The organism is Micromonospora marincola (assembly GCF_056150385.1).
In genome coordinates, this window is record NZ_JAXCFT010000001.1 from 786,455 (window position 1) to 802,771 (window position 16,317).

Consider the following 16,317-nt stretch of genomic DNA (forward strand, 5'->3'; position numbering starts at 1 on the left):
CCCCTAGACACCCCCCGGGGCCGCCCCCGGTGTGGCGGGGGGGGGGGGGGGGGGCGGGGGGGGGGCGGGGGGCCGGGCCCCCCCCCGGCCCCCCCGCGCTGCTGCGCGCGAGTCGCACCGTTACTCCCTGTATATGTCATCTTGACCGTTTGCCACGTGACGCCGTGTGTCGCCGGGTATCAGCCACCGGCTCTGACGACGCACAGTAAGGTCAACCGGGGTGAGCGCCACCGGCGAGCACTGCCAGCCGCAGCCGCGAACGATGAGGTGACCATGACCACCCCAGGCAAGACCCGTGTGGCGATCGTCTTCGGCGGCCGGAGCCCCGAGCACGGCATCTCCTGCGTCAGCGCCGGCAGCGTGCTGGCCGCCCTCGACCCGGACGAGTTCGAGGTCGTCCCGGTCGGCATCACCCGGCAGGGCCAGTGGGTGCTCGCCGACGGCGACCCGGCCCGGCTCGCCATCGCCGACCGCAGGCTGCCCGAGATCACCGCCGGATCCGGCGCCGAACTGGTGCTGCGCGCCGACCCGGCCGCCGGTGGCCTGGTGGTGCTCGACCCGACCCAGGGCCCGGTGGCGCTCGCCGATGTGGACGTGGTCTTCCCGGTGCTGCACGGCGCGTACGGCGAGGACGGCACGATCCAGGGCATGTTGGAGATGGCGGACATCCCCTACGTCGGGGCGAACGTGTTCGCCTCGGCAGCGGCCATGGACAAGGAGTTCACCAAGAAGCTCTGCGCGGCCGAGGGCATCCCGGTCGGCCCGTACGCGGTGCTGCGCGCCGGGATGTCGCTGAGCGAGGAGGACAAGGAGCGCCTCGGGCTGCCGGTCTTCGTCAAACCGTCCCGGGCCGGCTCCTCGTTCGGAATCACCAAGGTCGACGACTGGGCGCACCTCGACGCGGCGCTCGCCACCGCCCGGGAGATCGACAGCAAGGTGCTCGTCGAGGGCGCCGTGGTGGGCCGCGAGATCGAGTGCGGCGTGCTGGAGGGCGAGGCCGGCGGCGTGCCCGAGGCCTCGGTGCTCGCCGAGGTGCGGATGATCGGTGACCGGGACTGGTACGACTTCGAGGCCAAGTACATCTTCGCCGATCAGGTCTGCGAGTACGACGTGCCGGCGGACCTGCCCGAGGCGGTGGCCCGGCAGGTGCGCGACTACGCCGCCCGGGCCTTCACCGCGCTCGACTGCTCCGGCCTCGCCCGGGTCGACTTCTTCGTCACCCCGGAGCTTGACGTCTTTCTCAACGAGATCAACACGATGCCGGGCTTCACCTCGACCTCGATGTTCCCGCGGATGTGGGCGGCCAGCGGGCTCGAATATCCGAAGCTTGTCAACCGCCTGATCCGCACCGCCCTGCACCGCCGTGCCGGCCGCTGACGGCCGGCACGGGCGTCAGCCGGAGCAGCCCGAGGGGGCCTGCTTCGCCGAGGGCACCGCGCTGACGATCGCGTCGGAGATCGGGGCCACCCACTGCAACGGCTGCTCGTAGGTCTTCGGCACCCGCACCTGGATCGGGGTCTCCCGATCGACGGCGGTAAGCACCGTGGCGTCGGCCTCCTGCACCGGGTGCCAGCAGACCGTGTTGACTCGCCACACCTCGTCGGTGTCCGGGAAACAACCGGCGGGCAGGTCGCCGCCGGCCGTGGGCGACGGGCAGGGCCGGACCGGCGCGTTGCCACCGCAGGCCACGGTGAGCGCCGGGTCGCCGTACGCCGCGTTCTGCTCCGGACCCGCGGTCACCGGGCGCTGCCGCAGCTCACGCACGGTGTCGGGCAACTGCGACACCAGGGCACGGCAGAGGAGGGCCGGGCGTTCGGCAAGCGCCGGGGCGGGCAGCTCGACAGGCGCGCTGGACTGTGCCCGGGGGCTGGCCGACGCGCTCGACGCGGCATCCGGGGACTCCGGGGCGAGCTTGGCGAACGTGAAGCCGGCCACCGCCACGGTCACCGGCACCGCCACCAGGGTCGCCCACAGCGCGGCGCGCCGGTTGCCGTGGTCCCGGCGCGGGGTGGTTTCCGTCTCTTCCACTTACAGCCGCACCACCGAACACGTGAGGGTGCGGGTGATGCCGGGCACCATCTGCACCTTGCTGACGATGAGTTTGCCCAGCTCGTCGACCGTGTTCGCCTCGGTGAGCACGACCACGTCGTAGGGCCCGGTGACGGCGTCGACCCGCACCACGCCGGCAAGGTCCGCGATCAGACCGGCCACGTCGCGCGCCCGACCGACCTCGGTCTGGATGAGGATGTACGCCTGTACCACGACTCGACCTCCGTCCGTCGCCGCCTGGGGCGGCCCGAAGGGTGAAACTACCGTACCGAGCGGGCGTGATCCCTATCGGTCGCCTGGTGAGCGCGGTGAGCGAGCACACGTCGGTGCGGGGACAGGGGTGGGTCGTGCGGGACGACGGAGCGGGACGAGGGGACGGCATGACTGTCGCGGGTGTCGGGGAGTTCGGGCTGATCGACCGGGTGACCGCCCGGTTGCCGTACGGGGAGAGCTGCCTGCTCGGCCCCGGCGACGACGCCGCGCTTGTGGCGGCGCCGGACCGGCGGGTGGTCGCCTCCACCGACGTGCTTGTCGAGGGCCGGCACTTCCGGCGGGACTGGTCGGGCGCGCGGGACGTGGGGCATCGGGCGGCGGCGGCCAACCTCGCCGACGTCGCCGCCATGGGGGCCACCCCGACGGCGCTGCTGGTGGCGCTCTGCATGCCGGCCGAGCTGGACCCGGCCTGGGCCGAGGAACTGGCCGACGGGCTGGGCGCGGAGGCGGGGCTCGTCGGCGCGAGCGTGGTCGGTGGGGACATGTCGGCCAGCCCGACACTCACCATCGCGGTGACCGCCCTCGGCGACCTGGCCGGCCGCCCACCGGTGGTCCGCTCCGGGGCGCGACCGGGTGACGTGGTGGCGCTCGCCGGGCGTACCGGCTGGGCCGCGGCCGGCTACACCGTGCTGTCCCGGGGCTTCCGCACGCCGCGGCTGCTGGTCGAGGCGTTCCGCCGCCCGGAGGTGCCCTACGCCGCCGGGCCGGCCGCCGCCGACGCCGGCGCCACCGCCATGATCGACGTGTCGGACGGGCTGCTCGCCGATCTCGGGCACGTGGCGGCGGCCAGCGGGGTCGCGATCGACCTGAGCCGGGACGCGTTCGAGGTGCCCCGGCAGATGCGCGACGCGGCGCAGGCGCTCGGCGCCGACCCGTACTCCTGGATCCTGGGCGGCGGCGACGACCACGCTCTGGCGGCGACGTTCCCGGCGGGCGCGGCGTTGCCGGCGGGCTGGCGCCCGGTCGGGCGGGTGACCGCAGGCGTCGGCGTCACCGTCGACGGCGCCGGGTACGACGGCCCGCGCGGCTGGGACCACTTCCGGCGCGCGGAATGACCGGTTCGGCCGCAAAGCGGAATGACCAGCTCGGCGTGAGCCGCAGTGATCTGCGTCCGACCTCGGCGGCCGGGGCCGGACGGGTGCCGGGACCGGTCGTAGCCTGGCCTGGTGAGTGAGATCGAGATCCGGGAGCGGCCCTTCGACGCGCCCGAGTCGCAGGCGTTGATCCGGGCGGCGCTTGCCGACCTGGGCGAGCGGTACGGCGGCAGCGGCGACGAGACGCCCGTCGACGCGGCGGAGTTCGTCCGGCCGGCCGGCGCCTTCCTCGTCGCCTACCTGGACGGGCGGCCGGTGGGCTGCGGCGGCTGGCGCAGCCACGGCGAGGACGGGGAGACGGCCGAGCTGAAGCGGATGTACACCGCGCCCGCCGCCCGGGGCCGGGGCGTGGCCCGGTCGGTGCTCGCGGCGGTCGAGCGGTCCGCCCGCGACTCCGGCCGCAAGCGGATCGTGCTGGAGTGCGGCGACAGGCAGCCGGAGGCGATCGCGATGTACACCTCGTCCGGCTACGAGCGGATCCCGAACTTCGGCTTCTATCAGGACGAGCCGGGCTGCCTGTCGTTCGGCCGTACCCTCTGACGTCCCGCCGATGACGTCCCGCCGACAGGCGTCAGCCGACGGTGATGCGGATCTCCCCGACGGCCCGGCGGGCGGCGACCGCCGCCTCGTCCGGCGTCGCGCCCCAGGCCATCAGGTGCCCGCTGCGGTGCGCCGAGGAGCGCATCTCGGGGACCGTCTGCCCGACTTTCGTGTCGACCCGCACGTCGAGCACGCCCGGCACCCGTAGCGCGTCGCGCCGGCCGTCCACCGCGGTCACCCGGCCGGGTGGGGCGACGAGGAACTCGATCGCCGCCGCGCCGGTCGGGCGCGCCGGCAGCGCCGGCCGCTCGCCGCGCAGCACCCGCAGGTACGCCTCGATGACGTCCCGCTCGTAGGCGATCGAGATGAGCGCGGTGATCATGTCGCCGGGCATCCGGGCGGCGCACTCCACGAGCGTGGGCACGCCGCCGACCAGGATCCACTCGCTGTGCAGCATGCCGCTGCGGAAGCCGGCCGCCGTGGCGAGGCGGGTTCCCGCCGCCCGCAGCGCGTCGTGCTGGGACGGGGGTAGCGCGGACGGCACGGTGTGCCCGGTCTCCACCGGGTGCCGGCCGCCGGCGATCCGCTTGTCGGTCACGTTCGCGAAGAGCACGTCGCCGTCGGCGACCAGCAGCTCGACGCTGTGCTCGGAGCCGACAAGCAACTCCTCGACAAGCACGCCGGTGGGCAGGCCACGGTCGGTGGCCTCGGTGGGCGCCGGCGGGCTGGCGCTGGCCGCCCACCGATCCGCCAACTCGCCCGGGTCGGTGATCAGTTGCACGCCGAGGCTGCCCGAGCGGCGGGTGGGCTTGAGCACGCACCGGCCGCCGTGCGCGTGGGCGAACCGGACCGCCCGCGCCGGGTCGTCGACAAGCTCGTAGGCGGGGTTGGCCAGGCCGATCTCGTCGGCCAGCAGCCGCATCCGGTGCTTGTCGGAGAAGACGTCCGCGGCGGTCACCCCGGCGCCTGGCAGGCCGAGCCGGTCGGCCAGCCGGGCGGTGGCGCCCACCGCGTACTCCAGGCCGGGCAGGACCAGCCGGGCGCCGGCCAGGCCGGGCTCCCGGGCCCGCAGGGCGTCGACGTCCAGGCCGGTCTGGTATTCCGCCGCCACCAGTCGGCCGACCAGGGGCAGGTCGTCGGCGAACCGGGCCAGGTCGCGGCGGCGGATCACGTCCGGTTCCTCGACCAGCACCACGCTGCCGGCCGGCAGTTCCTCGTCGAACCACCGCAGCGAACCGAGCGACGCGCCGACCACCACCAGTTGCTCGCGACCCAGATCGAGGTCCACCGGTCGTCCCTCCCCACGGCTCGCGCCGGACCCGGACGGCCGGCGCAGCAGCACCCTAACCGGCCCGGACCAGCAGGTCGCCGTACGGTCGGTCAGCCGTTATCGCGGGTCGGTGGAGGCCGTACGGCGCGGGACGACAGCCAGAAGCCGCCCGGAGGACGCCGGGCGGCTTCTGGCGGTGTCACGGGCGGGTCGTCATCGCGACCCGCGGCCGGGTCAGGCGCGGACGACCTTGCCGGCCTTGATGCACGAGGTGCAGACCTGAAGCTTCTTGGTGGTGCCGCCACCGGCCGGGGTGCGCACCGACTGGATGTTCGGGTTCCAGCGGCGGTTGGTCTTCTTCTTGGACCAGGGCACGTTGTGGCCGAAGCCCGGCCCCTTGCCACAGACGTCGCACACGCTAGCCACGGGATACTCCTGGGATTGATACGTTCATGAGGTCGCCGGCAGGCGCTGCACGGACAACCTGGCCAGGTTACCCGATGCCGGGTGGCCCCGGCCAACCCGCCCCCGAGCGCGCCGGACCGGGCGCGTGTCGGTGTGCGCCAGTAGGCTTCCCGACGTGCTGGACACCCTCGACGCCGCCGCGGTGCGCCGCTGGTGCACGAGCGGGCTGGCCGCCCTCCAGCGGCACCAGGGCGAGATCGACGACCTCAACGTCTACCCGGTGCCGGACGGCGACACCGGCACCAACCTGGTGCTCACGCTCACCTCGGCCCAGCAGGCCCTCGCCATGGACCTGGGGACGCTCCCCGACGACGGGCACACCCCGCACGGGCACGCGCTGCGGTTGATGGCGCAGGGCGCGCTGCTCGGCGCGCGGGGCAACTCCGGGGTGATCGTCTCGCAGATCCTGCGCGGGCTCGCCGACGCGCTCGGCGCCGTGCCCGCGGTCCGGGGCCGGCAGCTCGCCGACGCGCTTGCCGCCGCCACCGCCGCCGCCTACGCGGCGGTCGCCCGACCGGTCGAGGGCACCCTGCTCAGCGTGGTCGCCGAGGCGGCCGGCGCGGCCCGGCGGGTGGACAGCGACGACCTGCGCGCGGTGGCCCGGGCCGCGGCCGAGGCGGCGACCCGCGCACTGGCCCGCACCCCGGAGCAACTGCCCGAGCTGGCCCGCGCCGGTGTGGTCGACGCCGGTGGGCGGGGGCTGTGCCTGCTGCTCGACGCGCTTGTCGAGACGATCACCGGGGAGAGCCCCGAGCAGCCGGCGCCCGCGCCGCCCCCGCGCCGCCGGCCCGGGACCGCCGCCCGGGAGACCGGCTCCGAGGCGTACGCCTACGAGGTGCAATACCTGCTCGACGCCCCGGACGAGGCGGTGGCGCGGCTGCGCGCCGAGCTGTCCGCGCTCGGTGACTCGCTTGCGGTAGTCGGTGACGGCTCCGGCACCTGGAACGTGCACGTGCACGTCAACGACGTCGGCGCCGCGGTCGAGGCGGGCGTGGTCGCCGGCCGGCCGCACCGGATCACGGTGACCCGGTTCGCCGACCAGACCGGGCCGGCGGTGGCCCGGGCCGACGGCCGGGCCGCCGTGGTGGTGGCGACCGGCGCGGGCATCGCCGAGTTGTTCGCCGCCGAGGGCGCCGTGGTGCTGCCGGCCAACCCGTCCATCGGTGAGCTGCTCGACGCGATCCGGGCCACCGGCGCGGCCCGGGTGGTGGTGCTGCCGAACGATCCGAACACCCAGTCGGTGGCGAGTGCGGCGGCGCGGGAGGCGCACGGCCTCGGCGTGAAGGTGAGCGTGGTGCCCACCCGCTCCCCGGTGCAGGCCCTCGCGGCGCTCGCCGTGCGCGACCCGGAGCGGCGCTTCGAGGACGACGTGATCGCGATGGCCGAGGCCGCCGGAGCCTGCCGTTACGCCGAGGTCTGCCACGCCGGCCGGGAGGCGCTCACCGTCGCCGGCCCGTGCCGGCCGGGTGACGTGCTGGCCCTGGTGGAGGGCGAGGTGCACCTGATCGGGCAGGATCTGACCGACACCTGCACGGCCGTGGTCGACCGGATGCTCGGTGGCGGCGGCGAGCTGGTCACGCTGCTCTGCGGGGCGGACGCCCCGGCCGGGCTGGCCGACCGCGTCCGCGCCCATGTCGAGCGCTCCTGGCCGTTCGTGGAGGTGCAGGCGTACGAGGGCGGCCAGCCGCACTATCCGCTCCTGCTGGGGGTCGAATGACGAGCGAACCGGCCACCGTGGACACGCCGTTGAAGAAGCTGGTGGGGGAGAAGACCGCCAAGGCGCTCGCCGCCCACCTCGACCTGCACACCGCCGGTGACCTGATCTACCACTTCCCGCGCCGCTACGACGAGCGCGGCGAGCACACCGACATCCGCTCGCTTGACGTGGGGGAGCAGGTCACCGTGCTGGCGCAGGTGCAGCGCACCGCGGTCCGCCCGATGCGCCAGCGGCGCGGCAACCTGCTGGAGGTCACCGTCGGCGACGGCTCCGGCGGTGTGCTCACCTGCACCTTCTTCGGCAACCAGGCGTGGCGGGAGCGGGAGCTGCGTCCGGGTCGGTGGGGGCTGTTCGCCGGCAAGGTGACCGAGTTCCGGGGCAAGCGGCAGCTCAACGGCCCGGAGTACGTCCTGCTCGGTGAGGGCGGCGACGGCGAGGCGGCGGCCAACGAGGAGGTCGAGGAGTTCGCCGGCGCGCTGATCCCGGTCTACCCGGCCGCGGCGGCGGTGCCGACCTGGGTGATCGCCCGCTGCGTACGGGTGGTGCTCGACACGTTCACCCCGCCGGACGACCCGCTGCCGGCGACCGTGCGGGCCACCCGCAACCTGGCCGGCATCGACGTCGCGCTGCGGGAGATCCACCGGCCGTCAAGCAAGGAGGCGCTCTACCGGGCCCGCCGCCGGCTCAAGTGGGACGAGGCGTTCGCCGTGCAACTCACCCTGGTGCAGCGCAAGCACCGGGCGGCGGCGTGGCCGGCGCGGTCCCGGCCGGCGAAGGCGGGCGGCCTGCTCGACACGTTCGACGCGCGGCTGCCCTACGAGTTGACCTCCGGCCAGCAGACGGTCGGGCGGGAGATCGCCGCCGACCTGGCCACCGCGCACCCGATGCACCGGCTGTTGCAGGGCGAGGTGGGTTCCGGCAAGACGGTGGTGGCGTTGCGCGCCATGCTCCAGGTGGTCGACGCCGGCGGTCAGGCCGCGCTGCTCGCCCCGACCGAGGTGCTCGCCGCCCAGCACCACCGGGGCATCCTCGACCTGCTCGGCCCGCTCGGCCGGGCCGGTGAGCTGGGCGCCGCCGACGACGCGACCCGGGTGGAGCTGGTCACCGGCTCGCTTGGCGCGGCGGCCCGGCGGCGGGCCCTGGCCGAGGTGGCGGAGGGCCGGGCGGGCATCGTGCTCGGCACGCACGCCCTGCTCTACGAGGGGGTCGACTTCGCCGACCTGGGTCTGGTGGTGGTGGACGAGCAGCACCGGTTCGGCGTGGAGCAGCGGGACGCGCTGCGCGCCAAGGCCGACCAGCCGCCGCACGTGCTGGTGATGACCGCCACCCCGATCCCGCGTACGGTCGCGATGACCGTCTACGGCGACCTGGAGACGTCCACCCTGTCCCAGTTGCCGCGGGGCCGCTCGCCGATCGCCTCGCACGTGGTTCCGGCCGCCGAGAAGCCGGCCTTCCTGGACCGGGCCTGGCGCCGGTTGCGCGAGGAGGTCACCAAGGGCCACCAGGCGTACGTGGTCTGTCCCCGCATCGGTGAGGGTCCCGTCTCCGACGAGGAGGCGCCACGGGAGGACGACAACGGTCGACGTCCGCCGCTGGCGGTGACCGAGGTGGCGCCGCTGCTCGCCGAGGGGCCGCTGCACGGGCTGCGGATCGGGGTGCTGCACGGGCGGCTGCCGGCCGACGAGAAGGACGCGGTGATGCGCGCGTACGCGGCCGGCGACCTGGACGTGCTTGTCGCGACCACTGTGGTCGAGGTGGGCGTCGACGTGCCGAACGCGACCGTGATGATCGTGCTGGACGCCGACCGGTTCGGCGTGTCCCAGCTGCACCAGTTGCGCGGCCGGGTGGGCCGTGGCTCGGCCGCCGGCCTCTGTCTGCTTGTCACCGAGGCGGCCGAGGGCTCGTCGGCCCGTGAGCGGCTGGACGCGGTGGCCTCCACCACCGACGGGTTCAAGCTGGCCGAACTCGACCTGGAGCAGCGCCGCGAGGGCGACGTGTTGGGCGCGACCCAGTCCGGCCGTCGGTCGCACCTCCGGCTGCTGTCGTTGCTGCGCGACACCGACCTGATCCGGGACGCCCGGGCCGAGGCGATCACCCTGGTCGAGGAGGATCCGGAGTTGGCCCGGCAGCCGGCGCTGGCGGCCTCGGTCGCCGCGCTCGTCGACTCCGAGCGCGCCGAATACCTGGAGAAGGGCTGACCGCTTCCCGCCCCGGTCCGGCGAGGTGGTGGCATCCGGTGCCTTTATCCACACCGCCTCGGGGAAGTGGCGGCATCGCGGGGCGGGCGACCCCACCACTTCGGCGTAACGGAGTGGATCACGAGCGGCGGGGGCGCGCCGACCAGGTGGTCGACGCGCCCCCGCGGGCGGAGCTTGTGGATCAGGCGGTGAAGCTGATCCGGCGGCGGCGGGCCACCACGAACAGCACGGCGCCGGCCGTCAGCAGCAGGGCGGCGCCACCGGCGATGGCGCCCGCGGCCGGGCCGGTCACCGGCAGGCCGCCACCCTGGCCGGAGCAGTCCTCCGGCTGGGTGTACGGGATGGTCTCGGCGTCCTCGGCCACGTCGTACCGCACGGTGACCTTGAGACCCTTGTAGGCGTCGAACTCGACCGAGGTGGTCTTGCCCGGCTCGGAGACGAGCTTCTTGGTGACGCCCTTCTCGGTGGTGAGCGTGGCGGTGAAGGGCACACCCCTCGCCGGGTTCTCCACGACGAAGGTCATCGAGTCGCAGTCCTGGTCCAGCTTGAAGATCGGCTCCGCCGGCTCGGCCGGGGTCGACGGCGTGGCGGACGGGCTCGGCGGGGTGGAGGCAGACGGCGTCGGGGTGGGCTCGGGCGACTCCGGCGACGGCGACGCGCTCGGCGACGGCGAGGCCGCCGACGGCGACGGCGACGGGCTCTCCACCACCTCGCAGTTGCGGCTGGGCCGGGCCACGACGGTGCGCTCACCGTCGTGGGACTGGCGGCCCCGGTCCCAGTGCGCGCCCACGGTCAGCTTCAGCTCGGGGATGGCGCCGGCGAACGTGTGGGTCTGGGTGCCGGTCAGCGGCCCGTCGCCCTGCTTCTTCAGCTCCGCGCCCACGGCCAGGTCGCCGGTGATGTCGCTCGGCACGGTGGATTCGAGCTTGGTGATTCTGCCGGAGATGTCGCGCTCGCTGCTGATCACCGACCAGGTGACGGTGACCTTGCCGTCCCTGGTGGCGCAGTAGCTGCCGGACGGCTCGGGGTGGTGGGCCGCGGCCGGGGCGGCGACGGTGGCCACACCCGCGAGGCCGATCAGCGCGCCGGCGGTGAGGGCGGCGGCACGCCGGAGGTGGAGACGGTTCACGTCTTCTCCTGAGGAGGGGAGGATGGGAGAGGGCGGCGGCGGACGGCCGAAATCGCGCGTCCGCCCGGCAACCGGGGCAGACCCTAGCGAGATCGACACGGCGGGCGTTACCGCGATCGACGGGTCGTAAAGGGTCCGTTATGGATCTGAGATCATTGATGTACGCGGGGTCACGCGTCGTTGCTCCCGGTGGTCGGCTCGCCCGTTCCCGGCGTCGCGTAGCGTCGGGGCATGCGCAGGGATCAACGGTGACCCGGATCGTGGCCGGCACGCTCGGCGGGCGGCGGATCGCCGCGCCGCCCGGCGCCGGCACCCGGCCGACCTCGGACCGGGTCCGGGAGGCGCTGTTCAGCGCCGTGCAGGCCGATCTCGACCTGGACGGGGCGCGCTTCGCCGATCTGTACGCCGGCTCCGGCGCGGTCGGTCTGGAGGCGCTGTCCCGGGGCGCGGCGCACGTGCTGCTCGTCGAGTCGGACGCCAGGGCCGGCCGGGTGATCCGGGAGAACATCGCCGCGCTCCGGGCCGCTCCGGCCGCCCGCCTGGTGACCGGCAGGGTGGCCGGGGTGCTCGCGGCCGGGCCGGACGGCGGCGCTTACGACGTGGTCTTCGCCGATCCGCCGTACGCGGTTCCGGACGCGGAGCTCACCGCGATGCTTGCCGCGCTCGTCGACGGCGGCTGGCTCGCCCCGGACGCGCTCGTGATCGTGGAGCGGTCCCGCCGCACCGGCGCGGTCGGCTGGGTGGAGGGCATCACGCCGGAACGCAGTCGCCGCTACGGCGAGACCACCCTTTGGTACGGTCGCCGATCATGAGACGTGCGGTCTGCCCGGGCTCGTTCGACCCGGTCACCAACGGTCACCTCGACATCGTCGGCCGGGCCAGCCGGCTGTTCGACGAGGTGATCGTCGGGGTGCTGGTCAACCAGTCGAAGCAGGGGTTGTTCACCGTCGAGGAGCGGATCAAGATGCTCCGCGAGGTGACCGCCTCGTACGAGAACGTCCGGGTGGAGTCGTTCCGCGGCCTGCTCGTCGACTTCTGCCGCGACCAGCAGGCGAGTGTGCTGATCAAGGGCCTTCGTGCGGTGAGCGACTTCGACTACGAGTTGCAGATGGCCCAGATGAACGTCGGCCTGGCCGGGGTGGAGACGCTCTTCATGCCGACCAACCCGCTCTATTCGTTCCTCTCCTCCAGCCTGGTCAAGGACGTGGCCAAGTGGGGCGGCGACATCTCCGCCCACGTGCCGGACGTGGTCCGCGAGCAGCTCGTCGCCCGCCTGCGCCCCTGAACCGTGACCGGGGCCCGTCGGCGACGCGCCGTCCGGGGGCGGGTGGGGCGGGAGTGGTCGCCGCGCGACATGATGTGTGCAGCGCCGAAACCGGGCGCAGGCCGCATCATGGAGGGCGGCCGACGAAGACAGGAGTGAGGTACCGGTGGACCCGCTCGATCGCATCGACGAACTGATCGCCATGGTGGAGCAGGCCCGCTCCGTCCCGATGTCGCGCAACAACTGCATGGTCGACCGTGGCGAGATGATCGCCGCGCTCGACGAGATGCGTGCCGAGCTCCCCGCCGACCTGCGCCGGGCCGCCGCGTTGCTCGAGGAGCGGGACAAGATCATGGAGGCCGGCAAGCGCGAGGCCGACCGGATCATCAGCGAGGGTGAGGCGGAACACGCCCGGCTGGTGTCGGTGAACGAGATCACCGTCTCGGCCGAGCACGAGGGCGCCCGGATCATCGGCGAGGCGCGGGCCGAGGCGCAACGCCTCCGCGAGGAGGTCGACGACTACGTCGACACCGCTCTGGCCAACTTCGAGCAGTTCCTCACCCGGGCGCTGGCCTCGATCGAGCGTGGCCGCGACAAGATGCACGCGCTGCGTGAGATCGGCACCTTCGGTGGGGACGAGGCCGACCGCCCGCTACCCTTCTGAGCGGCGCGCGGGCCGGTCGCCGACAGCCGGCTGCCGCCGGACCGGGGCGGGTGTGCCCCCGGTTCGACGGTCCGCCCGTCTCCCAGGTAACCTTTTTTGTCGGCCTCTCACCGGCCGGAGTCTGACTATGCCCAAACATTCGCCTCGCCAACTCGACCCCAGGGCGCCGCTGGTCCTCGACACGAGGGACCTGCCGCGTCGCCCTGGCGCGTTGCGTGAACTCCGGCGGGTCGTGACGGCACCGGCGGACCTCGGCGTGGAGTTGATCGCCGTGCCGGAGGGCGCGGACCTCGACCTCGACCTGAGGTTGCAGTCGGTGTCCGAGGGCGTGCTCGTCTCCGGGACCGTCACCGGTCCCGTCAGGGGCGAGTGCGGCCGTTGCCTGCGCGAGATCGACGACTCGGTGGTCGTCAACGTCCAGGAGCTGTACGCGTACGAGGACAGCACCACGGACGAGACGACCGACGAGGACGAGGTGGGCCGGATGCAGGGCGATCTGATCGACCTGGAGCCGGCGGTGCGGGACGCGGTGGTGCTCGCGCTGCCGACCAACCCGCTCTGCCGGGAGGACTGCCCCGGACTGTGCCCCGAGTGTGGGGTGCACTGGGACGATCTGCCCGCCGACCACAGTCACCAGCAGATCGACCCGCGTTGGGCGGGCCTGTCGCAACTGACCCGTACAGAGGAGTAGGAACCGTGGCCGTCCCCAAGCGCAAGATGTCGCGCAGCAACACCCGCGCCCGCCGGGCGAACTGGAAGGCCTCGGTGGTGGCGACCGTTGCCTGCCCGCAGTGCAAGTCGCCGAAGCTGCCGCACGCGGCCTGCTCCGTCTGCGGCACGTACAATGGCCGCCAGGTCCTCGAGGTCTGACCTGGACACCGAGTGACGCCCCCGACCGCTTCTCGGGTGGCGCGCGCACCACGGCTGACGCCCGGTGCCCCGGCTCCCTCCGCCGCCGGCCGTTCCCCGGCCGGCGGGCCGTCGGAGCCGGGCACCGCGCGGATCGCCGTCGACCTCCTCGGCGGGGACGATGCTCCCGCCGTCGTGGTTGACGGCGCTCTGCGGGCGGTGCGCGCCGACCCCGACCTGCGCCTGCTGCTCGTCGGCCCGACCGAGGTCGCCGACGGGCTGATCAGCGCGCTCGACTCGGCGCAACGCGCCCGGGTCACGGTCCGCCCGGTGCGGGCCGCCGTCGGCATGGCCGACGACCCGACCGCCGCACGCGGCGAGAGCACGGTACGCACGGCCGTGCAGGCGGTCCACGACGGGCTCGCCGACGCCATGGTCTCCGCCGGCTCGACCGGCGCCACCGTCACCGCCGCCGCGCTCGGCCTCGGTCGCTGGACCGGGATACGCCGACCCGCCCTCGTCGCCACGCTGCCCGCCGTCGCGGGTCCGGTGGTGCTCCTGGACGTCGGTGGCACGCTCGAACCCGGCCCCGCCACGTTGGTCCGGCACGCCGTCCTCGGCGCCGCCTACGCGGCAGTGGCGCACGCCGTCACCGCGCCCCGGGTGGGGCTGCTCTCCGTCGGCCACGAGGCGGGCAAGGGCGACCGGCTCCGCCGGGCCGCCGACCCGGCGCTGGCCGCCGTGCCGCTGCCCTGCGGCGCCCGCTACGTCGGCCTGGTCGAGGGGTACGACATCTCCCTGGGCGCCCGCGCCGACGTGGTGGTGACCGACGGGTTCACCGGCAACGTCCTGCTGAAGGCGATCGAGGGCGCGTACGCGATGGCCGGCGGGCCGCCGGCGAACGGCGGCGCGCCCCGTGCGGGGGCCCTGCTCGGGGTGGCCGGCACCGTGGTGGTGTGCCACGGCGCGGCCGGCCCGGAGGACGTCGCCTCGGGCATCGCGCTCGCCGCCCACCTCTGGCGTCGCGACGCCGCCGGCACGGTCCGCGCGCTGCTCGCCGACATCCCGCACGATCCCGCACCTGACCGCAACGACACCGAGGTAGCACCATGACCAACGAGAAGCGGCGGCGTGCTCCCGTCGGACACCTGGAGACGGCCTTCGGGGTGTCGCTCGACCCGGAGCTGCTGGAGCGCGCGCTCACCCACCGCTCGTACGCGTACGAGAACGGGGGCCTGCCCACGAACGAGCGGCTGGAGTTCCTGGGCGACTCGGTCCTCGGCGTGGTGATCACCACCGCGCTCTTCCACAACCACCCGGACCTGCCCGAGGGGCAGTTGGCGAAGCTGCGGGCCAGCGTGGTCAACATGCGTGCGCTCGCCGACGTGGCGCGCGGCCTGGGCCCGGACGGGCTTGGCGCGTACCTGCTGCTGGGCAAGGGCGAGGAGGCCACCGGCGGCCGGGACAAGGCGAGCATCCTCGCCGACACGCTGGAGGCGCTGCTCGGCGCCATCTACCTCCAGTACGGCCTGGACACCGCCGCCATCGTGATCCACCGGCTCTTCGACCCGCTGATGGTGGAGTCGGCCGGCCGGGGCGCGGCGCTGGACTGGAAGACCAGCCTCCAGGAGTTGACCGCCGCGCTGGGGTTGGGCGTGCCGGAATACCGGATCGAGGGCACCGGGCCGGACCACCTCAAGACGTTCACCGCCTGGGTCGTGGTGGCCGGCAACCGCTACGGCGGCGCGGAGGGGCGCAGCAAGAAGGAGGCCGAGCAGCGGGCCGCCGAGTCGGCGTGGCGAATGCTTACCGAGCAGGCGGAGGCCGCCGCGCGGGCCGAGGCCGCGACCACTCCGGACGCGACCACCCCGGAGGACGCCGAGGCGGGCGCCGGCCGTGCCTGAGCTGCCCGAGGTGGAGACCGTCCGGCAGGGACTGGCCCAGTGGGTCGTCGACAGGCGGATCACCGCCGTCGAGGTGCGCCACCCCCGGGCGGTACGCCGGCACGCGCCGGGCGGCGCGCACTTCGCCGACGTGCTGGCCGGCCGGACGATCACCGACGTGCGCCGCCGGGGCAAATACCTGTGGCTGCCGCTTGACAGCGGGGACGCGGTGATCGGCCACCTCGGCATGTCCGGGCAGTTGCTGCTCCAACCGGTCGGCGCGGCCGACGAGCTGCATCTGCGGGTCCGGTTCCGGTTCGCTGACGACGGGCCGGAGCTGCGCTTCGTGGACCAGCGCACGTTCGGCGGGCTGTCGGTCTCCGCGGGCGGGGCGGACCTGCCGGCCGAGATCGCGCACATCGCCCGGGACCCGATGGACCCGGAGTTCTCCGACGAGGCGTTCGTGGCCGCGCTGCGCCGCAAGCGCACCGAGATCAAGCGCGCGCTGCTCGACCAGACGCTGATCTCCGGGGTGGGCAACATCTACGCCGACGAGGCGCTGTGGCGGGCGAAGCTGCACGGCGTGCGGCCGGCCGACGCGCTCACCCGCCCGGCGGCGCTGCGGCTGCTCGGCCACGTGCGGGACGTGCTCGGCGAGGCGATCAAGCAGGGCGGGACCAGTTTCGACGAGCTGTACGTGAACGTCAACGGCGAGAGCGGCTACTTCGACCGGTCGCTCAACGCGTACGGCCGGGAGGGGGAGCCCTGCCCGCGCTGCGGCGCCCCGATCCGCCGCGAGGCGTTCATGAACCGCTCCTCCTACAGTTGCCCGCGATGCCAGCCGCGGCCCCGGGGCGCCCTCCGGGGATGACCCCGAGCCGGCTCGGGGTTGCGCCGGTGTGCTGCGCCGGCCGGTCCCCGG

General features: G+C 74.2%; 18 protein-coding genes. 13 read left to right on the forward strand and 5 right to left on the reverse strand.

Going from position 1 to position 16,317, the window contains the following annotated elements; genetic code table 11:
• The first annotated feature begins 273 nt into the window (after nt 1–273).
• A complete protein-coding gene (locus SM450_RS03765; RefSeq protein WP_474618216.1) occupies nt 274–1,377 on the forward strand; it encodes a D-alanine--D-alanine ligase family protein in 1,104 nt (367 codons plus the stop codon).
• A 15-nt stretch (nt 1,378–1,392) separates the two neighbouring features.
• On the opposite strand, the gene SM450_RS03770 is transcribed toward SM450_RS03765, so the two are convergent.
• The gene (locus SM450_RS03770; protein ID WP_474618217.1) at nt 1,393–2,028 is read right to left on the reverse strand and encodes a DUF3515 family protein; all 636 of its coding nucleotides are present in this window, start codon (nt 2,026–2,028) and stop codon (nt 1,393–1,395) included.
• The gene (locus SM450_RS03775; RefSeq protein WP_013284547.1) at nt 2,029–2,262 is read right to left on the reverse strand and encodes an Lrp/AsnC ligand binding domain-containing protein; all 234 of its coding nucleotides are present in this window, start codon (nt 2,260–2,262) and stop codon (nt 2,029–2,031) included.
• Between the two features lie 167 nt (nt 2,263–2,429).
• Between SM450_RS03775 and SM450_RS03780 the strand changes: the two genes are divergently transcribed.
• A complete protein-coding gene (locus tag SM450_RS03780; RefSeq protein ID WP_474618218.1) occupies nt 2,430–3,377 on the forward strand; it encodes a thiamine-phosphate kinase in 948 nt (315 codons plus the stop codon).
• A gap of 111 nt (nt 3,378–3,488) precedes the next feature.
• On the forward strand, nt 3,489–3,956 hold the full coding sequence (locus SM450_RS03785; RefSeq protein WP_474618219.1) for a GNAT family N-acetyltransferase: 468 nt from the start codon (nt 3,489–3,491) through the stop codon (nt 3,954–3,956).
• A gap of 31 nt (nt 3,957–3,987) precedes the next feature.
• Here SM450_RS03785 and SM450_RS03790 read toward each other — a convergent pair whose 3' ends face one another.
• Together SM450_RS03790 and rpmB are read right to left on the reverse strand one after the other, a co-directional pair.
• Nucleotides 3,988–5,244: an ATP-grasp domain-containing protein gene (locus SM450_RS03790; RefSeq protein ID WP_474618220.1), complete on the reverse strand. Its 1,257-nt coding sequence runs from the start codon at nt 5,242–5,244 to the stop codon at nt 3,988–3,990.
• 216 nt (nt 5,245–5,460) lie between these two features.
• A complete protein-coding gene (gene rpmB / locus SM450_RS03795; protein ID WP_106316350.1) occupies nt 5,461–5,652 on the reverse strand; it encodes a 50S ribosomal protein L28 in 192 nt (63 codons plus the stop codon).
• Nucleotides 5,653–5,806: 154 nt separating this feature from the next.
• On the opposite strand from rpmB, the gene SM450_RS03800 reads away from it, so the two are divergent.
• Together SM450_RS03800 and recG are read left to right on the forward strand one after the other, a co-directional pair.
• Complete coding sequence (locus SM450_RS03800; RefSeq protein WP_474618221.1) at nt 5,807–7,408, forward strand: DAK2 domain-containing protein; 1,602 nt, start codon at nt 5,807–5,809, stop codon at nt 7,406–7,408.
• Nucleotides 7,405–9,606 carry an ATP-dependent DNA helicase RecG gene (gene recG / locus SM450_RS03805; RefSeq protein ID WP_474618222.1) on the forward strand — a complete coding sequence of 734 codons (2,202 nt, stop codon included), beginning with the start codon at nt 7,405–7,407 and terminating at the stop codon, nt 9,604–9,606. The genes SM450_RS03800 and recG overlap by 4 nt, the downstream gene beginning before the upstream one ends.
• Before the next feature lie 181 nt (nt 9,607–9,787).
• Here recG and SM450_RS03810 read toward each other — a convergent pair whose 3' ends face one another.
• Nucleotides 9,788–10,735, reverse strand: a complete 948-nt coding sequence (locus SM450_RS03810; RefSeq protein ID WP_474618223.1) for a cell wall anchor protein — start codon at nt 10,733–10,735, stop codon at nt 9,788–9,790.
• Nucleotides 10,736–10,983: 248 nt separating this feature from the next.
• On the opposite strand from SM450_RS03810, the gene rsmD reads away from it, so the two are divergent.
• From rsmD to mutM, 8 genes are all read left to right on the forward strand, one after another.
• A complete protein-coding gene (gene rsmD / locus SM450_RS03815; protein WP_474618224.1) occupies nt 10,984–11,547 on the forward strand; it encodes a 16S rRNA (guanine(966)-N(2))-methyltransferase RsmD in 564 nt (187 codons plus the stop codon).
• Complete coding sequence (gene coaD / locus SM450_RS03820) at nt 11,544–12,020, forward strand: pantetheine-phosphate adenylyltransferase (protein ID WP_474618225.1); 477 nt, start codon at nt 11,544–11,546, stop codon at nt 12,018–12,020. Before rsmD ends, coaD begins: the two co-directional genes overlap by 4 nt.
• A gap of 145 nt (nt 12,021–12,165) precedes the next feature.
• Nucleotides 12,166–12,663 carry an ATP synthase subunit B family protein gene (locus tag SM450_RS03825; protein WP_281584485.1) on the forward strand — a complete coding sequence of 166 codons (498 nt, stop codon included), beginning with the start codon at nt 12,166–12,168 and terminating at the stop codon, nt 12,661–12,663.
• 127 nt (nt 12,664–12,790) lie between these two features.
• Entirely contained in the window at nt 12,791–13,354 is a 564-nt protein-coding gene (locus tag SM450_RS03830; protein ID WP_474618226.1) for a YceD family protein, read from the forward strand.
• 5 nt (nt 13,355–13,359) lie between these two features.
• Complete coding sequence (rpmF, locus tag SM450_RS03835) at nt 13,360–13,533, forward strand: 50S ribosomal protein L32 (RefSeq protein ID WP_089156974.1); 174 nt, start codon at nt 13,360–13,362, stop codon at nt 13,531–13,533.
• A gap of 54 nt (nt 13,534–13,587) precedes the next feature.
• Nucleotides 13,588–14,625 carry a phosphate acyltransferase PlsX gene (locus SM450_RS03840; RefSeq protein ID WP_474618367.1) on the forward strand — a complete coding sequence of 346 codons (1,038 nt, stop codon included), beginning with the start codon at nt 13,588–13,590 and terminating at the stop codon, nt 14,623–14,625.
• Complete coding sequence (gene rnc, locus SM450_RS03845) at nt 14,622–15,416, forward strand: ribonuclease III (RefSeq protein WP_474618227.1); 795 nt, start codon at nt 14,622–14,624, stop codon at nt 15,414–15,416. The genes SM450_RS03840 and rnc overlap by 4 nt, the downstream gene beginning before the upstream one ends.
• Nucleotides 15,409–16,266, forward strand: coding sequence for a bifunctional DNA-formamidopyrimidine glycosylase/DNA-(apurinic or apyrimidinic site) lyase (gene mutM, locus SM450_RS03850; protein WP_474618228.1), 858 nt, complete (start codon nt 15,409–15,411; stop codon nt 16,264–16,266). The genes rnc and mutM overlap by 8 nt, the downstream gene beginning before the upstream one ends.
• Nucleotides 16,267–16,317 lie beyond the last annotated feature (51 nt).